This window comes from Streptomyces sp. NPDC006458 (genome assembly GCF_040612135.1).
Classification (GTDB): Bacteria; Actinomycetota; Actinomycetes; order Streptomycetales; family Streptomycetaceae; genus Streptomyces.
Map to the genome: position 1 here is coordinate 62,705 of NZ_JBEXPR010000021.1, position 19,451 is coordinate 82,155.

Below are 19,451 nucleotides of genomic sequence, written 5' to 3' on the forward strand. Positions count from 1 at the left end.
GAGATCACAACTCCACACAGGCCCTAGTAGGACCCTCGGTAGCCGATCGAGCGGAGCACTAACAGCGCCAGGTAATGACGGGTCAGGAGCCAGGTCCCGGTAACCAGCTCTTTGACCGCGTAGTCGGGCTCTTGTGTCTCTTTGGGATGCACAAGACGGTTACGGACGCGCGTGACAATGTCGGCGCCGTCTGCCGACCGGTCTCCGTCCACGTGCTGCCGGACCGCGAAGGCGGCGGCCGCCGGCAGTCGATCTTCGTGCACCCCCAGATCTACCCGTGCGTTAGTCAGGACCGTACGCGGCTTTCTATGCGCCGGCCAAGCGCGGGATGTGAACTCGGCTTCCGTGAGTCGACCGGTGAGCACGAACTCCTGCCACATCACATGTTCCAGTCCAGCAGCTCCACTCATGATCTTCTGTTCGACGAATCCTCGGTCGGCTATGGCCGTGATCGCATACTGCATCTGCAGGCGAAGCGCCTGCCTCTTGCTGGGATCGCGGAAGGAGGGCAGGAGGCAGGTCAGCAGATCTACCAAAGATGCCTGGTCCTCGGGGTACCCAGCCAGGGCTGATGCAGCGTGCCGGGTCGCAGAGCATCGGGCCCCACTGGCCCCACACCGTCTCTTCCTGGTCGTTCTGGCCGACGGGCAGGGTGGGGGCGACCCACCGGCCAAGTGCGAAGGACAGCCTGACGCAGGGCACTGAGAACAGGGGTGACCTCGGCGGCCGTGAATGTGGTTCCGTCCAGCCGGCGGATCCCCATCACGTGCGTCAAGACGTAGACGTCGGCCTGACGCACGCCAGAGACAACGGCCTTGTGGTCGGGGGCGGGCGTCCAGCGTGATCTTCCATCCGTCCGCCTCGTACACACTGCGCCCGGCAGGCACCGGTAGCGGCGTTCCGTCGACGGCACGGGCTGCCAGGTGGGCACTTTCCTGCCAGCGGGGCTGGTTGAACCAGTGCGAAGACCCGGTCGAGCGCAGCGTCAGGGTCTCCGTAGGAAGTGGCCATTGGACCAGCAGCTCACAGCACCTGTGGTGAATACGGGCAGTTCGAAGCCGAGGTCAAGCAGACTCAGTTCGGCCCTGTCCGTAGAGACAAGGCCACAATCCTCGGTATGCAGCCTCCATGAGATCCCGGGCTTCGGAGGGCAGTCGTACCGGACAGCCCCGGGCACCTCAGTCCCGGCTGGCCCGGCAACCGGCCCGTCATAGAGGGTGATCGGCTCCCCTGACGCGTTAAAGGGGTACTCCGGTGACAGAGGTGTCTCGGCGTTAAGCCCAGCTGATGAGACAGACATGCGCCGCACCCTAGACGGTGCCACCGACACTGGCCGAGCAGTGCAGCCGAGCCCTGCCCGGCCGACCCTCTCCTGCAAGCTCAGCGCTGCACAATGCGTGTGCGGACGACAACCCGCGAAGGGCCCTTCGGGGACGGCAAGGGCCTGAATCGCTGCGCAGCGACTTCACGCTCTACCCGGGGCGCCCCGCCCAAATCGAGCAGCAAACGATCCAGCTCACCGGCCGGAAGACGCTCCAGCATCCGGACCATCTCGCCAAGCTCGGCCCCGACCGACGTCACCGGTCACCCGCGAGATCCATGTCCGGCCGGGTGTCCGCGGCCGGGCCGGAGCCCGACGGGGCCTGAGCCACGGGAGAGGACTCCCCGGACCGGCGCCACGAGGCCGGGACCGGCGCCGACACGGCCCGCCACCACGGCTCCCCGGGCACCCTGCCACCGGGCTCGAAGGGCTGGCCGGGCCGGGGGAAGGCAACGGCCTGGCCGGCCTCCGCGGCGACGTCCTTGGTCCACTCCCCCGGCTCGGCCCAGGCGTGCGGGGCGAGGTTGAAGGTGGCCCAGTGGATCGGCAGCAGCACGCCCGCGGGGGTGCCGCCCTGGAGGTCGAGATGGGCGCGCAGCGCCTCGGCCGGGGTCATGTGGATGTCGGGCCAGAACTCGCTGTACGCGCCGAGCTGGATCATCGTCGCGTCGAACGGGCCGTGCTCGGCGCCGATCTCCCGGAAGCCCTCGAAGTAGCCGGTGTCGCCGCTGTGGTAGACGCGGTGCTCCTCGCCGGCCACGACCCAGGAGGCCCACAGGGTGTGCTGGGTGTTGCGCAGGCCCCGGCCGCAGAAGTGACGGGCGGGGGTCGCGGTCAGGGTGAGTCCGCCTATCCGGGTGGCCTCGTGCCAGTCCAGCTCGCGCAGCCGGTCGGGCGAGACGCCCCAGTGCTCCAGGTGCGCGCCGACGCCGAGCGGCACGGCGAAGACCGTGTCCGTGCTCGCCAGGGCCTTGATCGTGGGCAGATCCAGATGGTCGTAGTGGTCGTGGGAGATCACGACGACGTCGACCGGGCCCAGCACCGCCAGGGGCAGCGGCGCGGGGTGCAGTCGCTTGGGCCCGGCGAAGGCGAACGGGGAACAGCGCGTGCCCCAGACCGGGTCGAAGAGCACGCGGGCGCCGTCGATCTCGGCGAGGACGCTGGAGTGCCCCATCCAGGTCAGGCGCAGCCCGGTGGCGGGCGGCCGGGCGATGTCGGCGAGGGTCGTCGCGTGCACGGGGATGGTGCCGTGCGGGGCCCGGCGGGTACGGGCGTCCTTGTCGAAGTAGATCTTGGCGAAGTCCAGGGCGGAGCCGGATGGCCGGGTACGGGCGGGGCCGCCGGGGTTCTGGAACACACCGTCCTTGAAGTGCGGTGATCTACGGATCCGGGCCATGCGCTCACCGCTGGGGTCCACGCCGAAGGCCTCGGGCTGAAGCGCGCTGAGCCCGGCGCTCAGGGGACGGAAACCGGCCACGGTACCTCCTGGTGGAGTCGGTGAGGCTTTCCATTATGGTCCGCCCCTCCGACAACGCCGGGTCCGTCCGGTGACGGGCCGGTGACAGCGGGGTCCCGCCGATGACCCGGTCAGCACGTTGACAGGCCCCGGGCGGCGTTTCGATACTGACCACGGATTCAGTAAGCGCGCTCCGGCCTCCCCCTTCGCCTCCGAGCGGGGCGGCCCGGCGCGCGGCTGGGTCACGGTGGACCTCGCCGCGGTCGACCCACCCCCATCACCGACCCCGAGGAGACTCCATGACCAGCCCCCTGCTGTCGCTCACCTGGACCGACCACGTCACCGGACGGCAGGGCTTCCTGGTCGTGGACCGGCTGGTGCGCGGCGTCTCCAGCGGCGGACTGCGGATGCGGCCGGGCTGCACCCTCGACGAGGTCGCCGGGCTCGCCCGGGGCATGACCATGAAGGAGGCCCTGCACTACAACCCGCTGGGCCGCTACGTCCCGCTCGGCGGCGCCAAGGGCGGCATCGACTGCGACCCCCGGGACCCGGAGGCGTACGGCCTGCTGGTGCGGTACCTGCGGGCCGTACGGCCGTACGTCGAGCACTGCTGGACCACCGGTGAGGACCTCGGGCTCACCCAGGACCTGGTCGACCGGGCCGCCGCCGAGGCAGGGCTGGTCTCCTCGATCCAGGCCGTGTACCCGCTGCTGGACGACGAGGCGGCCGCCCGCGCCCGGCTCGCCGACGCCTTCGAGGTCGAGGTGGACGGCATCGGGCTCGACGAGCTGGTCGGCGGCTGCGGGGTGGCCGAGGCCGTGCTCGCGGCCCTGGACCGGGCCGGTGCGCCGTACACGGGCACCCGGGTCGCCGTGCAGGGGCTCGGCACGATGGGCGGGGCCACGGCCCGCTTCCTCGCGCGCGCGGGCCTGACCGTGGTGGCGGTCGCCGACGTCAAGGGCACCGTCGCCAATCCGGCGGGGCTCGACGTGGAGGCGCTGCTCGCGGCGCGTGACGCCTACGGCACCGTGGACCGGGCCGTGCTGCGTCCCGGCGACCGCGAACTGCCGGGCGACGCCTGGCTGTCGGCCGACGCGGAGATCCTGGTCCCGGCGGCGGTGTCGTACGCGATCGACGCGGCGAACCAGGAGCTGGTCCGGGCGCGCTGGATCGTGGAGGCGGCCAACATGCCGGTCCTGGCGGAGGCGGAGGAGCTGCTGGCGGCGCGCGGGGTGAGCGTGCTGCCGGACGTGGTGGTCAACTCCGGGACGAACGCCTGGTGGTGGTGGACGCTGTTCGGTGACATCGGCGCCGACGCGGACCAGGCGTTCGCGTACACGCGCCGCTCTATGCGCGCCCTGGTCGAGCAGATGCTCGCCCGCGCCGACGCCGACGGCACGACCCCGCGGGCCGCCGCGCACGCCATCGTGGCGGAGCGGCTGCCGGTGATCGCGGAGCGGTTCGGCTGGTACCGGGCGACTGAATGAGCGGTCAGGAGAGCCCCGGCCGCGGCGGGGTGTCACGCGGCGGGCCACCAGCCGCTGCCCGGCGCGGCGGCCCGGGCCGGGGCCGCTGTGTAGGGTGATCCGCGTGGCGAGAGTGCGGTTGAGCGTGGAAGAGCGGCGCGGGGAGCTGCTGCGGGCCGCCATCGGGCAGATCGAGGCGCGGGGTGTGGCGGCCGTGCGGATCGCCGACGTGGCCTCGGCGCTGGGTGTGAGCAACGCGCTGGTGCTCTACCACTTCTCGACGAAGGAGAAGCTGGTCGCCGCGGCTTTCGCCCACGCCGCCGAGGGCGACCTGGTCCGGCTGCGCAAGCTGCTCGGCCGTCGCACCACCGCGGTGCGCCGGCTGCGCGCCGCCGTGCGCTGGTACGCCCCGACCGGGCAGGCCAAGGGCTGGCGGCTGTGGATCGAGGGCTGGTCGGCCGCCCTGCGCGAGCCGGGGCTGCGGGACGTCACCCGTGATCTCGACCGGCAGTGGAAGGCCGCGCTCACCGAGGTCATCGCCGAGGGCGTCACCGCGGGCGAGTTCCACTGCCCCGACCCGACCGCCAGCGCACTGCGGCTCACCGCCCTCCTCGACGGTCTCGCGGTCCAGTTGACCTCCTACCCGGGCGCGGTGTCGCGGGCCCGGGCCACGGACTGGGCGGAGGAGGCCCTCGCGCGCGAACTCGGCCTGGAGCGAGCGGCGTTGACGGCGTAGGGCGGTCGGGGCTCTCAGGGCTGTGCCGGCCGGAGGTCCGCGCGGGGCGTCGCCCGGGGGTCACTCCAGTTCGTACACCGCCGTGACCGTGGAGGTCGCGCGGATCTCGCCCGGCGCCATCGGAACGCCCAACGCGGTGCCGTCGGGGGCGTCGGCCGCCGGCGGGAAGGGGCGGGGGGTGCCTGCGGTGTCCTCGGTCAGGGAGATCAGCCGGCCCAGGCTCCGGCCGCCGAGGCGGGCGTACTGCTCGGCCTTGGCGTGCGCGTCCTCGTACGCCTCCTGCCTGGCGCGGGCGTGCAGGGGGCCGGGGTCGGTCACGTCGAAGGCGACGGAGTGGATACGGCCCGCGGTGCCGGTGGCGTCGGTGACGGCCTGGAGGATCACGCCCGTGCGGTCCACCTCGCGCACCTTCAGGGTGAAGGACTGCGCGGCCTGGTAGCCCTTCAGCTGCGAGGTGCCGTCCTGGTACTCGTAGACGGGCGTGAGCGACACGTTCTCGGTTCGGATGTCCCCCTCCGTGATGCCCTGTTCCCGGGCGGCCCGCAGCAGCGCGGTGGCCGCCTTGCTCTGGGCGTCCAGCGCCTTGCGGGGCGTCGTGGCGACGGACTCCACACCGGCGCCGACGACCGCGAGGTCGGGTGCGGTCGTGGCGCTGCCCTCACCGGTCACGGTGACGGTCGAGGCGTGCGGGGCGGAAACCGCCGGGGCGGGCGTCGGATCCGGGAGCGCGGTGGCGGCGGGGGCGGCGGCGGTCGGCAGGCCGAGGGCGAGCAGGACGACCGCGAGGGCGGCGGTCGTGCGGGGCGGTGCTGTGGGGGGCATATGGGCCGGTCCTTTCGGGTGCGCTGGGATGTCGCGGTCATCCCAGCACCACCCCCGCCCCACCCGCGCGCACCACTCCCGTGCGGTCACCTCTCTGGCCGCCTCCGGGGAGACCATCCGGCCAGGTCGGGGACGTGGCGCTGGGCGCTGCCAGGGAGCCCGGAGGGACGCGGACAGGCGGCCGACCGGCCCGCGGGCGCGGGCAGTCATCCTCATTCAGTCGTCCTCCGACAGACCCCGGCGGTGCCCGACCGGATCCAGGGCCATCGCTCCGGCTGCAGTCGGAGGCGCGGAGGAGGAACGCGGGCAGGCCTCCGGCCGACGGACCCCGGCCCCCGGACCCCGGACCCCGGACCGCAACGGAAGCAAGCGGCGGACAGCTACCCGGCCGACCCCGAAGCCACCCCCAGACCACCGCCACCGCCACAGCCACCGCCACCGCCACCGCCACCGCCACCGCCACGACGGAACACCGACCCTCCCCCGACCGGATCCAGAGACATCCCTCCGGACACCGCAAGAGGCACAGCGGTACGCGGGCCGACCCCCGCCACGACCCTCGCCCAGACAGACCCGGGCCACGCCACGGGCCGCCGACGGAAGCACGGCGGAACGTGGACAGGTACCCAGCCGGGTCCGAAGCCACCGCCCCGGACCCGGAGGCGTCCCCCGGGTCCGGGGCGGCGGAACGCGGGCCCCGGGTCGCCCATGGTCCAGCGCGTGGTTCGCCGGGGCTCCGGGGGCGCGAGCTCCGCGCCCCCGGCAGGGGTCGGCCGTCAGGCCACCTTGCCGATCCGGAGCCTGATGTCGTCCGGGCTCAGGGCGCCCTTGGCCGTGACGTGGTCGCCGGAGGACTCCCCGCGCAGGCGGCGGCCGATCCAGGGGACGAGGTACTCGCGGGCCCAGTGGACGTCGTCGCGGCGGACCTCGAGCGTGCCGCGGGGCGGCAGGGTCGGCCAGGGCTGCTCGGGGTCGGCGGGGACGTCGACGCCGAGGGTCTGCCCGGCGCGCAGGGCCACACGGGTGTGGCCCTCGGGTGAGAGGTGGAGCCGGTCGTCGTCCCAGGCCCGGCGGTCCTGGACGGACTTCAGGGACCACAGGTCGAGGACCGGGCAGCCGTACCGGTCGGCGACGGCCCGGACATGCCCGTTGTACGTGGCGATCTTTCCGCGCAGGTGCTTGAGCAGCGGGACGCCGCGGGTGTCGAAGCCGGTCGTCACCAGCACCGTGCCGGCCGCCTCGGTCAGCGCGGCGATCGCCCGCTCGAAGCGCTCGGCGACGTCGTCGGGGTCGGTACCGGGCCGGAGGATGTCATTGCCGCCCGCGCAGAAGGAGACCAGGTCGGGGGCGAGTTCCACGGCCCGCGGCAACTGGTCCGCCATGATCTGGTCGAGCAGCTTCCCGCGCACGGCGAGGTTGGTGTAGTCGAAATCGCCCTCGGGCCGCCGGTCGGCGAGCAGTACCGCGAACCGGTCGGCCCACCCCACGAACGCCCCGTCGGGGCCGGGGTCGCCGACGCCCTCGGTGAAGCTGTCCCCCACCGCCACGTACGACCCGATCACTGATCTGCTGTCGTTCTTCGAATCGTCTGCCACGTCGGACCATGATTCCCCTTCGAATGTGACCTACGCGACCGTAGGCAGGGGTTGACGGACGGTGAGATAAGCCACTGGTCAAGTCTTGGCATCCGCGGAATAACTCCGGACACGGCGAAGGCCGGACCCGGGGATCGGGGTCCGGCCTTCGGCGGTTGAACGGCAGGGGTGTCAGCCGATGGCGACACCGTGCGAGCGGAGGTAGGAGATCGGGTCCACGTCCGAGCCGTAGTTCGGGGTGGTGCGGATCTCGAAGTGCAGGTGCGGGCCGGTCACGTTGCCGGTCGCACCGGAGAGGCCGACCTGCTGCCCGGCGGTCACGGACTGACCGGCCGAGACGGAGAACGAGGACAGGTGGGCGTACTGGGCGTAGTAGCCGTCGGCCAGCCGGACGACGACCTGGTTGCCGTACGCGCCGCCCCAGCCCGCGGAGACGACGGTGCCCGCGCCCACGGACTTCAGCGAGGTGCCGGTCGGGACGACGAAGTCGGCGCCCGTGTGGTACCCGCTGGACCACATGCTGCCCGCCACGCGGTAGGCCGTGCCGACGCCCGCACCGGAGACGGGGGCGCTGAAGCCGCTCGCCGTGGTGGTGGTCGTCTGGGCGTCGGTGGACTCGCCGGAGGAGGACTGCTCCGCGGAAGCCTCGGCGGGCTTCGGCGACTCGGCGGGCTTCGGCGACTCGGCGGGCTTCGACGGCTCGGCGGGCTTCGACGCCTCGGCGGGCTTCGACGGCTCGGCGGGCTTCGGCGACTCGGCGGGCTTCGGCGAGGACTGCTGCGGCACGGCCGGCTTCGCGGACCGGGCCTCGGCCGCCTTCTTGCCGAGCGTGAGCTTCAGGCCGGGGTGGATCAGCGACGGGTCGCCGCCGACGGCCGCGCGGTTGTCCTCGTAGAGCTTCTGCCAGCCACCGCTGACCTTCTGCTCCGTGGCGATCTTCGAGAGATAGTCGCCGGCCTTCACGGAGTAGATGCGCGGGGCCGACTTCGCCGCGGCGGCCTTCACGGCGGCCTTGAACTGCACGGCGGACTTCTCGACCGTGACGGCCGACTGGACGGCCTGATGGGAAACGGTCTGCCCGGTCGCGGCGTTGGCGCCGCCGGCCGCGAGCAGCGGGAGGGCGAGAGCGGCGCCACCGGTTCCGGCGACGGCGAGAGAACGGGTCAGGCGCAGGGCCTTGGGACGACGGTGCTTACCCTTCACGGGCATGTCGAATTCCTCTCCGGCGCCTGCGAGGTGAGCTGTCGGGTGCGGACTGGAGATGTCCGGTCGCGCCGAGGCGCGGCTTTACCCCAAGCCTGAGATCCGGAGACCGGAAACAGGCGGATGTACCTGTGGGTCCCCCGCTCCTGCCGTGCACGGATGGGTTGGTGCGGGCTCCGGTCGGCGGCAGGATTAGGCATCCGTCCGGATCGGTGGCGAACGTAAGCGAGCAAGACGCAAAGGGACAAGCAAGAGTTTCCGCCCGAAGCGTGAGTTCTTGATCCCTTCGGGAGTTTCCCGGTCACACTCCGTGCAATATGACCTTGTCGGGTTTCTCAAATGCCCTTGAAAAGCACTTCGATTACGTGAGCATGACGAACGACTCACGGTCACCGATATGACGCTCCTCACGTGACATCTCTCCAGGTGTCTTTATTCCAGCGCGAGTTGGAATGAAGGCACCAATTCGGACAGAAGGCCCAGATGCGACGCGGCCAGATAACTGCCACATCAAGACCGCCGGCGGCATTGCCGGCGATGAGGCGCCTTGGAGAACTTCGCCCGTTTCAGACCTTTCGTACCTTGTGACCCGATTTGACCCAGGGTGCTGTCCCCCGACGCCGCGAAGTGAGCCCACTGAGGTGCTGCTTCCTCCCCGTACCCGAGCAGGCCTGACAACCGCACGGGCCCGCACCTCACGACAGGCTGCCGAGATCCCCCGGGCGTCAACTCGTTGCCTCAGGAAGCCATGTCGTATCGTCGTGAGCACGCCCGTCGACGAGCCGCGCCGAAGGGTCCGACCGGGAGGGAGCCCCCGTGACGCAGCAGGTCCCGTCCACCGAGCCCGAGCTGGCAGGCGTGCGCAATTTCCGTGACGTGGGCGGACTGCCGACGGTCGACGGGCGCCGGGTGCGCCACGGCGCGCTCTACCGCAGCGGCCACCTCGCGCACGCGACCGCGGAGGACACCGCCTTCCTCTCCTCCCTCGGTCTGCACACGATCTTCGACTTCCGCAACGGGGCCGACCATAAGCTGGAGGGCCCGGACGTCGACCTGCCCGGTGTGCGCAACGTCAATCTGCCGCTGAGCGACCCGGCCGACGGCGCCGAGTTCTGGAAGATGGTCCGCGACGGGAACCTGGACCAGCTGCGCTCGATCCTGGCGGACGGCAAGGCGGCCGACCGGATGATCACCTCGTACCGCACGATCATCCGCGAGCGCACCGGCGAGCACTCACGCGTACTGCACGCCCTCGCCGAGGACAGCGTCCCCGCGCTGATGCACTGCGCGGCGGGCAAGGACCGCGCGGGCCTTTCCGTGGCCGTCACCCTGCTGGCCATCGGTGTCGAGCGCGACGCGATCCTCGCCGACTACCTGGAGTCGAACGCCAAGCACCGCCGCTACAAGGTGCGCCGCAACGGCGACTCCGTCTCCGCGTACTCGCCCGAGATCATGGAGCTGCTCAGCCCGCTGTTCGACGCCCGCGCCGAGTACCTCACGGCGGCGATGGAGACCATCGAGGAGACCTGGGGCGGGGTCGACGGCTACCTGGAGCGAGGCCTCGGCATCGCGCCCGAGACCCGCGAGCGGCTGCGGGACCGGCTGCTGGACTGACCCGGCCGCGTCACGGCCACCGGGCCCGCCCCGCGAACAGGGCCCACGCCCCCTGGGGAACGGGCCCGAAGGCGCCCCCTACTTCGCGCCCACCGCGAACAGCAGATACAGGAACCCGGCGAAGACGTGCCCGGCCGCGATGTAGATGAGCAGCCGCACCCAGAGGGTGCGGGGAAACTTCTGTTCGATGTCGCTCATGGCATGTCTCCCGTCATGGGTCCCAGGCACAACGCGGCCGTGGGGCTCTGCAGCAGGGTGTGGAGGAAGAGGAGGTCGACGCCGCCCGCGTCCTCGGCGGCGATGCGGTGCGGGGTCAGCGAGTCGAAGTGCGCGCTGTCCCCGGGGCCGAGCAGATGGGTGGTGTCACCGAGACGCAGCCGCAGCCGCCCCTGGAGGACGTGCAGCCACTCCTCGCCGGGATGCACGCGCACGATGTCGCCCTGGGAGCCGTGCGGCACATGCACCCGCAGGGCCTGCATGCCACGTCCGGGCGCCCCGGCCTGCCAGTAGGTCCAGCCGCCCGCGCGGGTCGGCTCCATGCCGGCGGCGCGCACAACGGCGTCCCGGTCGGCGACCGTCTCGCCGAGCAGCTCGGAGACGGTCGTACCGTAGACACGGGCGAGCGCGAGCAGCATCGGCAGCGACGGCTGGCGCTGCCCGGTCTCCAGCCGGGACAGATGCGCGGGCGAGAGTCCGGCGGAACGCGCCGCGGTCTCCAGGGTGAGGGAGGCGCGGCGGCGCAGGGCGCGCAGCTGGGGCGCGACTGCGGGCAGGTCGGCCGCGGTCCCCTCCGGGACGGGCCCGGTCTCAGGAGAGCTCATGGCCTCCATTGAGCCGCATTCTTGCCTCTACGGCAAATCTCTTGCCTCAGAGGCAAATGCTCGGGGCAACGCCTTCAGAGGCAGCCCCGCCCTCGCACTGGCGGGCGGCCCACGCCTTCAGAGGCGGTCGCGCTCTCGCGCAGGCGGCCCCTCAGCGGTTGGCCACCGCCTGCTTCACCAGGGTCTTCCCGAAGTCCCACATCAGCCCGCCCCCGCTGTGCGCGTCGTCCATCACCTCGGTGAACGCGTCGACGAACCGGTCCACCTCCCGCTCCCCGACGACCAGCGGCGGGATCAGCTTGATCACCTCCAGATGGTCACCGGAGACCTGGGTGAGGATGCGGTGCCGCTGGAGCAGCGGTACGACCACCATCTGCGCGAACAGGCCCTTGCGGGCGGCCTGGAGCATGGTCCAACGGCTGCGCAGCTTCAGCGACTTCGGCCGTCCGAACTCGATGCCGATCATCAGCCCCCGGCCGCGGACGTCGGCGAGCAGCTCGTACTTGTCCACCAGCGCGCCGAGCCGGGACTTCAGCAGCTCTCCGGTGGCCCGCGCGCCCACGACGATCTGCTCGTTCTCCATGACGGACAGCACGGCCAGGCCGGCCGCCATGGCCTGGGCGTTGGAGCCGAAGCTCGCCGAGTGGACGAGGACGCGGTCCATGGACGAGTAGACCTTCTTGAAGATCCAGTCCTTACCGAGGGTCGCGCCGACGGGCACATAGCCGCCGGACAGCGCCTTGGCCACGCACACCAGGTCCGGCTCCACGCCGTCCTCGTGCTGGTAGGCGTAGAAGTCGCCGGTCCGGCCGAGGCCGGTCTGCACCTCGTCGGCGATGAGCAGCGCCTTGTGCCGGTGCAACAGCTCCTGTGCGGCGCGCAGATAGCCGGGCGGGCTCTCGTGCACGCCCTTGCCCTGGATCGGCTCGACGATGAGGGCCGCGACGTCCCCCTTCCGCAACTCCCGTGCCAGCGCGTCCAGATCACCGAGCGGTACGGCGGTGTCGGGCAGCAGCGGGGTGAAGCCGTCGCGGAAGCCGTCCTCGCCGTTGACGGACAGGGAGCCGGTGGTCAGGCCGTGGAAGGCGTGGTCGCAGTACAGGACGCGGGGCTTGCCGGTGGCGCGGCGGGCGAACTTCAGCGCGGTCTCCACGGCCTCGGTGCCGCTGTTGCCGAAGAACACCCGGTCCAGGTGCGGACTGTGGGTGAGCAACTGCTCGGCGAGCAGTCCGGGCAGCGGCTGGCAGTCGAAGCGGGTGAGGTCGGCGAGGTCCGCGTCGAGGACGTCGTGCAGTGCCTTGCGCACGACGGGGTGGTGGCGGCCGAGGCCCATCACCCCGAACCCGGCGAGCATGTCCAGGTAGTCGTCGCCGTCGGCGTCCCAGAAGTAGGCGCCCTCGGCCCGCTCGTAGACCTTGTCGAAGCCGATGGTGTGCAGCATGCGCGGGAGCTGGTGGTTGAGGTACTTGCTGTGCAGCTCGTAGCGTTCGGCGCCGCGCTCGGCGAGCAGTCGGCCGAGGTCGAACTGCCCTGCGCCCGCGCCGGGTTCGGCGGTCGTCATTCCGTCTCCTCGACTGCGCGGCCGAGACCGGCCGGGCCGTCCGCGTCGGCCTTCCGTACGGCCAGACTGCCACTGATCGCCCCGGCGATCTCGACGGGGGTGAGCCCGATGTCGGCCAGCACCTCGGCGCGCTTGGCGTGGGCGAGGAACTGCCCGGGGATGCCGAACCGCCGTACCGGCACGTCGACGTCGGCGTCACCGAGGGCCAGGGCGACGGCCGAACCGACCCCGGCGGCACGGCTGTTGTCCTCCACGACCGCGACCAGCCGGTGCTCGGCCGCGAGGCCCGGCAGGGCGGGGTCGACGGGCTTGACCCAGCGGGGGTCCACCACCGTGCAGTCGATGCCGCGGGCCTGGAGCAGCTCGGCCGTCTGAAGGCACACGGGCGCCATCACACCGACGGCCACCAGCAGCACCTCGGGGTGTCCGGTCCGCAGCAGCACGTCCATGCCACCGACCCGGCCCACCGCCGGGACATCCGCCCCGACGCACTCCTTGGGGAAGCGGACCAGGGTCGGCGCGTCGTCCACGGCGACGGCCTCCCGCAGCTGGGCCCGCAGCTGGGCGGCGTCGCGCGGCGCGGCGATCCGCAGCCCCGGCACCACCTGGAGCACCGACATGTCCCACATGCCGTTGTGCGAGGCCCCGTCGACGCCCGTCACGCCGGCCCGGTCCAGCACGAAGGTCACTCCGCAGCGGTGCAGGGCGACGTCCATCAGGAGCTGGTCGAAGGCGCGGTTGAGGAAGGTGGCGTAGACGGCGACGACCGGGTGCAGTCCGCCGGTGGCGAGGCCGGCCGCGGAGACGGCGGCGTGCTGCTCGGCGATGCCCACGTCCCAGACCCGGTCCGGGAAGCGCTCGGCGAACCGGCTGAGCCCGACCGGGTGCAGCATGGCGGCGGTGATGGCGACGACGTCCTCGCGCTCCTCGCCGATCTTCACGATCTCGTCGCCGAACACCGAGGTCCAGGACGGCCCGCCCGACGGCGTGAGCGGTTCGCAGGTGTGGGGGTCCATCACGCCGACGGTGTGGAAGTGGTCCTCCTCGTGGGCGAGGGCGGGTTCGTAGCCGCGGCCCTTGACCGTGAGGCAGTGCACGAGGACCGGCCCGTGGAACCGCTTGGCGCGGCGCAGCGCGGACTCGACCGCGTCGATGTCGTGCCCGTCGATGGGGCCGACGTACTTCAGGCCCAGGTCCTCGAACATGCCCTGGGGCGCGAAGGCGTCCTTGAAGCCCTTCTTGGCGCCGTGCAGGGCCTCGTAGAGGGGGTGGCCGATGACCGGTGTGCGCAGCAGGAAGTCCTTGCCCCAGGCGAGGAACTTCTCGTAGCCGTCGGTGGTGCGCAGGGTGGCCAGATGGTTGGCCAGGCCGCCGATGGTGGGGGCGTAGGAGCGTTCGTTGTCGTTGACGACGATGATCAGCGGCCGGTCCTTGGCGGCCGCGATGTTGTTCAGTGCCTCCCAGGCCATGCCGCCGGTCAGGGCGCCGTCGCCGGTGACCGCGACGACGTGTCCCCTCTCCCCCCGCACCTGGCGGGCCTTGGCAAGGCCGTCGGCCCAGCCGAGCACCGTGGAGGCGTGGCTGTTCTCGATGACGTCGTGCTCGGACTCCTCGCGGGAGGGATAGCCGGACAGGCCGCCTTTGCCGCGCAGCTTGGAAAAGTCCTGACGTCCCGTCAGCAGTTTGTGCACATAGCCCTGGTGTCCCGTGTCCCACAGGATGCGGTCGACCGGTGACTCGAAGACCCGGTGCAGGGCGATGGTCAGTTCCACCACGCCCAGGTTGGGGCCGAGGTGGCCGCCGGTCCTGGCGACCGCGTGCACCAGGAACTCCCTGATCTCCTCGGACAGTTCGCGAAGCTGCGCCTCGGACAGCGTCTTCAGATCGCGTGGTTGCCGGATGTTCTCCAGAATCGTCACGCTCGGGCCCCCTTCGGTCCGTGCTGTTCAACTCACGGTGACGGCCGGCTCCCCCGGGGCGGCGCCGTCCTGTTCCATCTGCTCGGCGATCTTCATCGCCTCTTCGATGAGGGTCTCCACGATCTTCGACTCGGGGACGGTCTTGACGACCTCGCCCTTGACGAAGATCTGCCCCTTGCCGTTGCCGGAGGCGACACCGAGGTCGGCCTCCCGTGCCTCGCCGGGCCCGTTGACCACACAGCCCATCACCGCGACACGCAGCGGCACCTCCATGCCCTCAAGACCCGCGGTGACCTCGTCGGCGAGCTTGTAGACGTCGACCTGTGCGCGCCCGCAGGACGGACAGGAGACGATCTCCAGCCGGCGTTGCCTCAGGCCCAGCGACTGGAGGATCTGGATGCCGACCTTGACCTCCTCGGCGGGCGGCGCGCTCAGCGAGACCCGGATGGTGTCGCCGATGCCGCGCGAGAGCAGCGCCCCGAAGGCGACGGCCGACTTGATCGTGCCCTGGAAGGCGGGGCCCGCCTCGGTGACGCCCAGGTGCAGCGGGTAGTCGCAGGCGTCGGCGAGCTGCCGGTAGGCCTCGACCATCACGACCGGGTCGTTGTGCTTGACCGAGATCTTGATGTCGCGGAAGTCGTGCTCCTCGAAGAGGGACGCCTCCCACAGGGCGGACTCGACCAGGGCCTCCGGGGTGGCCTTGCCGTACTTCTGGAGCAGACGCTGGTCCAGCGAGCCCGCGTTGACCCCGATCCGGATCGGGGTGCCGTGGTCCTTCGCGGCCCGCGCGATCTCCTTGACCTGGTCGTCGAACTTCTTGATGTTGCCCGGGTTGACGCGGACCGCGGCGCAGCCCGCCTCGATCGCGGCGAACACGTACTTGGGCTGGAAGTGGATGTCGGCGATGACCGGGATCTGCGACTTGCGGGCGATGGTCGCGAGCGCGTCGGCGTCGTCCTGGGTGGGACAGGCGACCCGGACGATCTGGCAGCCGGACGCGGTCAGCTCGGCGATCTGCTGGAGCGTGGCGCCGATGTCCGAGGTGCGGGTCGTCGTCATGGACTGCACCGAGACGGGAGCACCGCCGCCGACCGCCACCGGCCCGACCTGGATCTGCCGCGACGCGCGCCGCTCGGCGATCGGCCGGGCCGGTACCTCGGGGACGCCCAAGGAAATGGCGGTCATGGTCTCACTCCCGGTTTCCGTTGACCGTCTCGCGCATGGCCCGCAGGGACTCCTTCAGGGACCCCATGGTGGCCAGCACGGCGGTGGGCTCGTAGCCGCAGTGCGCCATGCAGTTGGCGCAGCGCGGGTCCTTGCCGCGGCCGTACTTGTCCCAGTCGGTCTCCTCGATCAGTTCGCGGTACGTCGGGACGTAGCCGTCGCTCATCAGATAGCAGGGGCGCTGCCAGCCGAAGAGGGAGTAGTTGGGGATCGCCCAGGCGGTGCAGGGGAAGTCGACCTTGCCCTCCAGGAAGTCCAGGAAGAGCGGCGAGTGGTTGAGCCGCCAGCGGCGCCGGTTGCCGCCGGAGAAGGCCTTCTTGAACAGTTCGCGGGTCTGCTCCACGCCGAGGAAGTGCTCCTGGTCGGGGGCCTTCTCGTAGGCGTAGGCGGGCGAGATCATCATCTCGTCGACCTTGAGCTCGTCGTTGAGGAAGTTGAGCACCTCGACGACGGTCTGCGGGGTGTCGGTGTTGAAGAAGGTGGAGTTGGTGGTGACCCGGAAGCCGCGCCGCTGGGCCTCCTTGATCGCTTCCACCGCCTCGTCGAAGACGCCTTCCTTGGCCACCGACTCGTCGTGCCGCTCGCGCAGTCCGTCGATGTGCACGGCGAAAGCGAAGTAGGGCGAGGGGGTGAACTTGTCGATCTTCTTGCGCAGCAGCATGGCGTTGGTGCAGAGGAAGACGTACTTCCGCTTGGCCACCAACTGCCGGACGATCTCATCGATCTGAGGGTGCATCAGGGGCTCGCCGCCGGCGATCGACACCATCGGCGCGCCGGACTCCAGCACCGCGCCCACCGCCTGGGCGACCGGCATGCGCTGCTTGAGCACCCCTGCCGGATGCTGGATCTTGCCGCAGCCCTCGCACTTGAGATTGCAGGCGAACAGCGGCTCCAGCTCGACGATCAGCGGGAACTTGTCACGCCTGCGGATCTTCTGTTCGGCCAGGTATGTAGCAACCTTGATGGACTGGCGAAGCGGCATGGCCATCTGGCTCACCTCCGGGGGAGCAGCAAAGAACGGTGCCATTCGAAGAAAGCGGGAAGCACTGAGCGAAGAACGCGGAAAGCTGATATTCCACCGCGCAACGTACCGATCCGGACGAGTTCGTGTTCTGGGGCGTCCACGACCACCCGTACGGCCGCAACCGGGCGCTCGCCCGCCCGTACGGCACTCAGGAGCGTCGCGGCCGACTCCATGTCGACCGCGATGGCGCCGGTCGCGCGCAGCGAGGCGCGCTCGGCGCCGCGCACGACGTGGTCGGAGCCGGTGAGCGGCCCGGTGTGCACGGTGCGGCCGGGAACGGCCCGCACCAGCTCCTTGACCAGCAGTTCGGTGCCCACGCACGGCGTGCTGCCGTGCGGGTCCCGGGTCTCCTCGGCGACGACGAGGTCGCCGGGGTGCATACCGGGTGCCAGGCCCGCGCAGAAGCCGGTGGCGAGCACCGCGGCGTCGGCGAGCACCGGGCCGGACAGGACCCGGGTGACCGAGCGCTCGGCGGCCCTCGGCCCCATCCCGGTGCGCAGGACGGTGACCGGCCCGCCGGCACCGCCGCGGTCGCCCATGCGCAGGGCCAGGTGCTCGATGCCGAGGGCGCAGGCGATCAGCAGCGGAGCCGGAGCGGGCTTGGCCGTCATCAGCCCCCCTCGGCCTCGGTGCGGGGTTCGGCGAAGGGGTCGCCGTTGACGTACCGGCCGAGCGCGGTCAGCGGGAAGACCAGCCGGTACAGGTGGTAGTTGATGGAGAAGTCCCAGGGGAAGCCGGTGCCGGTGAAGTGGGGCTCGTCCCAGGAGCCGTCCTCGCGCTGGGAGACCGTGAGCCACTCGATACCGCGCCTCACGGCCTTGGCGTCCTGCTCCCCCGCGGCCAGCAGGGCGAGCAGCGCCCAGGCGGTCTGCGAGGGGGTGGACTCGCCGCGCCCGCCCCAGCCGCGGATGTCCCGGTAGGAGCGCAGGTCCTCGCCCCAGCCGCCGTCGTCGTTCTGTACGGACTCCAGCCAGGTCACGGCCCGCCGGATCGCCGGGTGGGAGCCGGGCAGTCCGGCCGCGGTCAGGGCGGGCACCACCGATCCGGTGCCGTAGATGTAGTTGACGCCCCAGCGCCCGAACCACGCGCCGTCCGGCTCCTGTTCGGCCAGCAGCCACCGGATGCCGCGCAGGGTGCGGGGGTCGTGGGCGAGGCCCTCGACGGCGAGCATCTCGACGACGTGCGCGGTGACGTCCGCCGAGGGCGGGTCGATGACCTCCCCGAAGTCGCAGAACGGCAGCCGGTTGGGGAGCCGGCTGGTGTTGTCGACGTCGAAGGCGCCCCACGCGCCGTTGCGGGACTGCATGCCGAGGTTCCAGCGCACGGCCCGGCCGACGGCCCGGTCCAGGCGTTCGGGGTCGTGGTGGCGGACCCTGCGCAGGGCGAGGACGACCTCGGCGGTGTCGTCGATGTCGGGGTAGTTGTCGTTGTGGAACTCGAACGCCCAGCCGCCGGGCGGCAGTCCGGGCCGCTTCACGGCCCAGTCGCCGGGCCGGACGATCTCCTCGCCGAGCATCCAGTCGGCGGCCTTGACCAGTTGGGGATGGTCGGCGGGCACCCCGGCGTCGGCCAGCGCGATGGTCGCCAGACAGGTGTCCCACACCGGCGACTGACAGGCCTCGATCATGCGGGCGCCGTCCGCGCGCCACACGGCGAACCGGTCCAGCGAGGCCAGGCCCTCGCGCATCACCGGGTGCTTCAGGTCGTAGCCGAGCAGGTGCAGCGCGATCAGCGAGTACACGGCCGGGGGCTGGATACCGCCCCAGCAGCCGTCGTTCTCCTGCCGCTCGATGATCCAGCGGGCGGCGGTGTTCATCGCCGCCGTGCGCAGCCGGCGCGGGGCGACCTTGCGCAGCGCGTGCAGCGTACGGTCCAGGCGCTGGAAGGCGCCGTCCCAACTGACCGGCGGGGCCAGGGGCTTGGGCGGGCTGGGCCGCGCGGGATCGGTGTGCAGCTCGTCGAGCGGGAAGGGCGCGGGGCGCACCGGGCGCTTGGCCGAGACGACGGTCAGCGGGACGATGGTCTGCCGGGCCCAGCAGCCGAAGTCGTAGATGTTCAGCGGCACCCACGAGGGCAGGTAGATGATCTCCGGCGGGAGTTCGGGCAGGTCCTCCCACTTCCACCAGCCGAACAGGGCCAGCCAGATCCGGGTGAAGACGCGGGCCGCGGCGATCCCGCCGCGCTCGCGGACCCAGGCGGAGGCCTTCGCCATGTGGGGTGCGTCGGGGGCGTCTCCGGCCAGCCGCAGGGCGACGTACGCCTCGATGGTGGCGGACAGCTCGCCCGGTCCGCCGTAGAACGTGGCCCAGGTGCCGTCCTCGCGCTGCTCACCGCGGATGAACAGGGCGGCCGCTCGGGTGGTGGGCTCGTCGAGGATCCCCAGGAACTGGCGCAGCAGCAGGTCCTCGGCGTCCATGGTGACGTTGGTCTCCAGGTCGCCCTTCCACCAGCCCTCTTCGTCCTGCCGGGCCAGCAGGTGGTCGGTCGCGCGCCGCATCGCGCGTTCGGCGGCGTCGAGCACCCCGGCCGCCCCGGGGGTGGTGCTGTGTGTCCGTGTGGCCGCGGCAGCGTGGGGCTGCAGGGCCCCGGTGCTTCCGTCGGTCGTCGCTGTCATGGCTTCCCCTTCACTGCAGTCGTGCTGATGGTGCGTCTGCCGTGGGTCCGCCGTCGGCCGGCGGGCGCATCGGGT

16 protein-coding genes and 1 riboswitch are annotated in these 19,451 nt (G+C 71.4%); of the genes, 3 read left to right on the forward strand and 13 right to left on the reverse strand.

Annotation, left to right across the window (positions count from 1 at the left end):
• Window positions 1–23: 23 nt before the first annotated feature.
• Window positions 24–536 carry a hypothetical protein gene (locus ABZZ79_RS26705; protein WP_356692786.1) on the reverse strand — a complete coding sequence of 171 codons (513 nt, stop codon included), beginning with the start codon at window positions 534–536 and terminating at the stop codon, window positions 24–26.
• Between the two features lie 1,041 nt (window positions 537–1,577).
• Entirely contained in the window at window positions 1,578–2,798 is a 1,221-nt protein-coding gene (locus ABZZ79_RS26710) for an MBL fold metallo-hydrolase (protein ID WP_356692788.1), read from the reverse strand.
• A gap of 278 nt (window positions 2,799–3,076) precedes the next feature.
• On the opposite strand from ABZZ79_RS26710, the gene ABZZ79_RS26715 reads away from it, so the two are divergent.
• Entirely contained in the window at window positions 3,077–4,264 is a 1,188-nt protein-coding gene (locus ABZZ79_RS26715; protein ID WP_356692790.1) for a Glu/Leu/Phe/Val dehydrogenase dimerization domain-containing protein, read from the forward strand.
• A gap of 103 nt (window positions 4,265–4,367) precedes the next feature.
• Window positions 4,368–4,979: a TetR/AcrR family transcriptional regulator gene (locus ABZZ79_RS26720; RefSeq protein WP_356692792.1), complete on the forward strand. Its 612-nt coding sequence runs from the start codon at window positions 4,368–4,370 to the stop codon at window positions 4,977–4,979.
• A gap of 60 nt (window positions 4,980–5,039) precedes the next feature.
• On the opposite strand, the gene ABZZ79_RS26725 is transcribed toward ABZZ79_RS26720, so the two are convergent.
• The 3 genes from ABZZ79_RS26725 to ABZZ79_RS26735 all read right to left on the reverse strand — a co-directional run bounded on the left by ABZZ79_RS26725 (window position 5,040) and on the right by ABZZ79_RS26735 (window position 8,605).
• Window positions 5,040–5,801: an SIMPL domain-containing protein gene (locus ABZZ79_RS26725; RefSeq protein ID WP_356692794.1), complete on the reverse strand. Its 762-nt coding sequence runs from the start codon at window positions 5,799–5,801 to the stop codon at window positions 5,040–5,042.
• 776 nt (window positions 5,802–6,577) lie between these two features.
• Window positions 6,578–7,363, reverse strand: coding sequence for an SGNH/GDSL hydrolase family protein (locus ABZZ79_RS26730; protein WP_356692951.1), 786 nt, complete (start codon window positions 7,361–7,363; stop codon window positions 6,578–6,580).
• A gap of 204 nt (window positions 7,364–7,567) precedes the next feature.
• Complete coding sequence (locus ABZZ79_RS26735) at window positions 7,568–8,605, reverse strand: peptidoglycan DD-metalloendopeptidase family protein (RefSeq protein ID WP_356692796.1); 1,038 nt, start codon at window positions 8,603–8,605, stop codon at window positions 7,568–7,570.
• A gap of 4 nt (window positions 8,606–8,609) precedes the next feature.
• A riboswitch (cyclic di-AMP (ydaO/yuaA leader) is annotated at window positions 8,610–8,775 on the reverse strand.
• A gap of 640 nt (window positions 8,776–9,415) precedes the next feature.
• Between ABZZ79_RS26735 and ABZZ79_RS26740 the strand changes: the two genes are divergently transcribed.
• Window positions 9,416–10,213, forward strand: coding sequence for a tyrosine-protein phosphatase (locus ABZZ79_RS26740; RefSeq protein WP_356692798.1), 798 nt, complete (start codon window positions 9,416–9,418; stop codon window positions 10,211–10,213).
• Between the two features lie 78 nt (window positions 10,214–10,291).
• Here the strand turns inward: ABZZ79_RS26740 and ABZZ79_RS26745 are convergent, their stop codons facing one another.
• From ABZZ79_RS26745 to shc, 8 genes are all read right to left on the reverse strand, one after another.
• On the reverse strand, window positions 10,292–10,411 hold the full coding sequence (locus ABZZ79_RS26745) for a DUF6126 family protein (protein WP_356692800.1): 120 nt from the start codon (window positions 10,409–10,411) through the stop codon (window positions 10,292–10,294).
• Complete coding sequence (locus ABZZ79_RS26750; protein WP_356692802.1) at window positions 10,408–11,034, reverse strand: XRE family transcriptional regulator; 627 nt, start codon at window positions 11,032–11,034, stop codon at window positions 10,408–10,410. Before ABZZ79_RS26750 ends, ABZZ79_RS26745 begins: the two co-directional genes overlap by 4 nt.
• 151 nt (window positions 11,035–11,185) lie before the next feature.
• The gene (locus ABZZ79_RS26755) at window positions 11,186–12,595 is read right to left on the reverse strand and encodes an aspartate aminotransferase family protein (protein WP_356692804.1); all 1,410 of its coding nucleotides are present in this window, start codon (window positions 12,593–12,595) and stop codon (window positions 11,186–11,188) included.
• Window positions 12,592–14,514, reverse strand: a complete 1,923-nt coding sequence (dxs, locus tag ABZZ79_RS26760) for a 1-deoxy-D-xylulose-5-phosphate synthase (protein ID WP_356692806.1) — start codon at window positions 14,512–14,514, stop codon at window positions 12,592–12,594. The genes ABZZ79_RS26755 and dxs overlap by 4 nt, the downstream gene beginning before the upstream one ends.
• A gap of 27 nt (window positions 14,515–14,541) precedes the next feature.
• Window positions 14,542–15,699: a flavodoxin-dependent (E)-4-hydroxy-3-methylbut-2-enyl-diphosphate synthase gene (gene ispG / locus ABZZ79_RS26765; protein ID WP_356692808.1), complete on the reverse strand. Its 1,158-nt coding sequence runs from the start codon at window positions 15,697–15,699 to the stop codon at window positions 14,542–14,544.
• Between the two features lie 4 nt (window positions 15,700–15,703).
• Window positions 15,704–16,726 (reverse strand): adenosyl-hopene transferase HpnH, encoded by a 1,023-nt coding sequence (hpnH, locus tag ABZZ79_RS26770; protein ID WP_356692810.1) that lies wholly within the window; start codon window positions 16,724–16,726, stop codon window positions 15,704–15,706.
• Between the two features lie 5 nt (window positions 16,727–16,731).
• Window positions 16,732–17,373, reverse strand: coding sequence for a 1-hydroxy-2-methyl-2-butenyl 4-diphosphate reductase (locus ABZZ79_RS26775; RefSeq protein WP_356692812.1), 642 nt, complete (start codon window positions 17,371–17,373; stop codon window positions 16,732–16,734).
• Complete coding sequence (gene shc / locus ABZZ79_RS26780) at window positions 17,373–19,376, reverse strand: squalene--hopene cyclase (RefSeq protein ID WP_356692814.1); 2,004 nt, start codon at window positions 19,374–19,376, stop codon at window positions 17,373–17,375. The genes ABZZ79_RS26775 and shc overlap by 1 nt, the downstream gene beginning before the upstream one ends.
• Window positions 19,377–19,451 lie beyond the last annotated feature (75 nt).

What these genes read in the sequence shown, in the direction of transcription:
- ABZZ79_RS26715 (WP_356692790.1), top strand. Translation starts at nt 3,077, where the DNA reads ATGACCAGCCCCCTGCTGTCGCTCACCTGGACCGACCACGTCACCGGA.
- ABZZ79_RS26725 (WP_356692794.1), bottom strand. Translation starts at nt 5,801, where the DNA reads ATGCCCCCCACAGCACCGCCCCGCACGACCGCCGCCCTCGCGGTCGTC.
- ABZZ79_RS26735 (WP_356692796.1), bottom strand. Translation starts at nt 8,605, where the DNA reads ATGCCCGTGAAGGGTAAGCACCGTCGTCCCAAGGCCCTGCGCCTGACC.
- ABZZ79_RS26745 (WP_356692800.1), bottom strand. Translation starts at nt 10,411, where the DNA reads ATGAGCGACATCGAACAGAAGTTTCCCCGCACCCTCTGGGTGCGGCTG.
- ABZZ79_RS26750 (WP_356692802.1), bottom strand. Translation starts at nt 11,034, where the DNA reads ATGAGCTCTCCTGAGACCGGGCCCGTCCCGGAGGGGACCGCGGCCGAC.
- ABZZ79_RS26755 (WP_356692804.1), bottom strand. Translation starts at nt 12,595, where the DNA reads ATGACGACCGCCGAACCCGGCGCGGGCGCAGGGCAGTTCGACCTCGGC.
- ispG (WP_356692808.1), bottom strand. Translation starts at nt 15,699, where the DNA reads ATGACCGCCATTTCCTTGGGCGTCCCCGAGGTACCGGCCCGGCCGATC.
- hpnH (WP_356692810.1), bottom strand. Translation starts at nt 16,726, where the DNA reads ATGGCCATGCCGCTTCGCCAGTCCATCAAGGTTGCTACATACCTGGCC.
- ABZZ79_RS26775 (WP_356692812.1), bottom strand. Translation starts at nt 17,373, where the DNA reads ATGACGGCCAAGCCCGCTCCGGCTCCGCTGCTGATCGCCTGCGCCCTC.
- shc (WP_356692814.1), bottom strand. Translation starts at nt 19,376, where the DNA reads ATGACAGCGACGACCGACGGAAGCACCGGGGCCCTGCAGCCCCACGCT.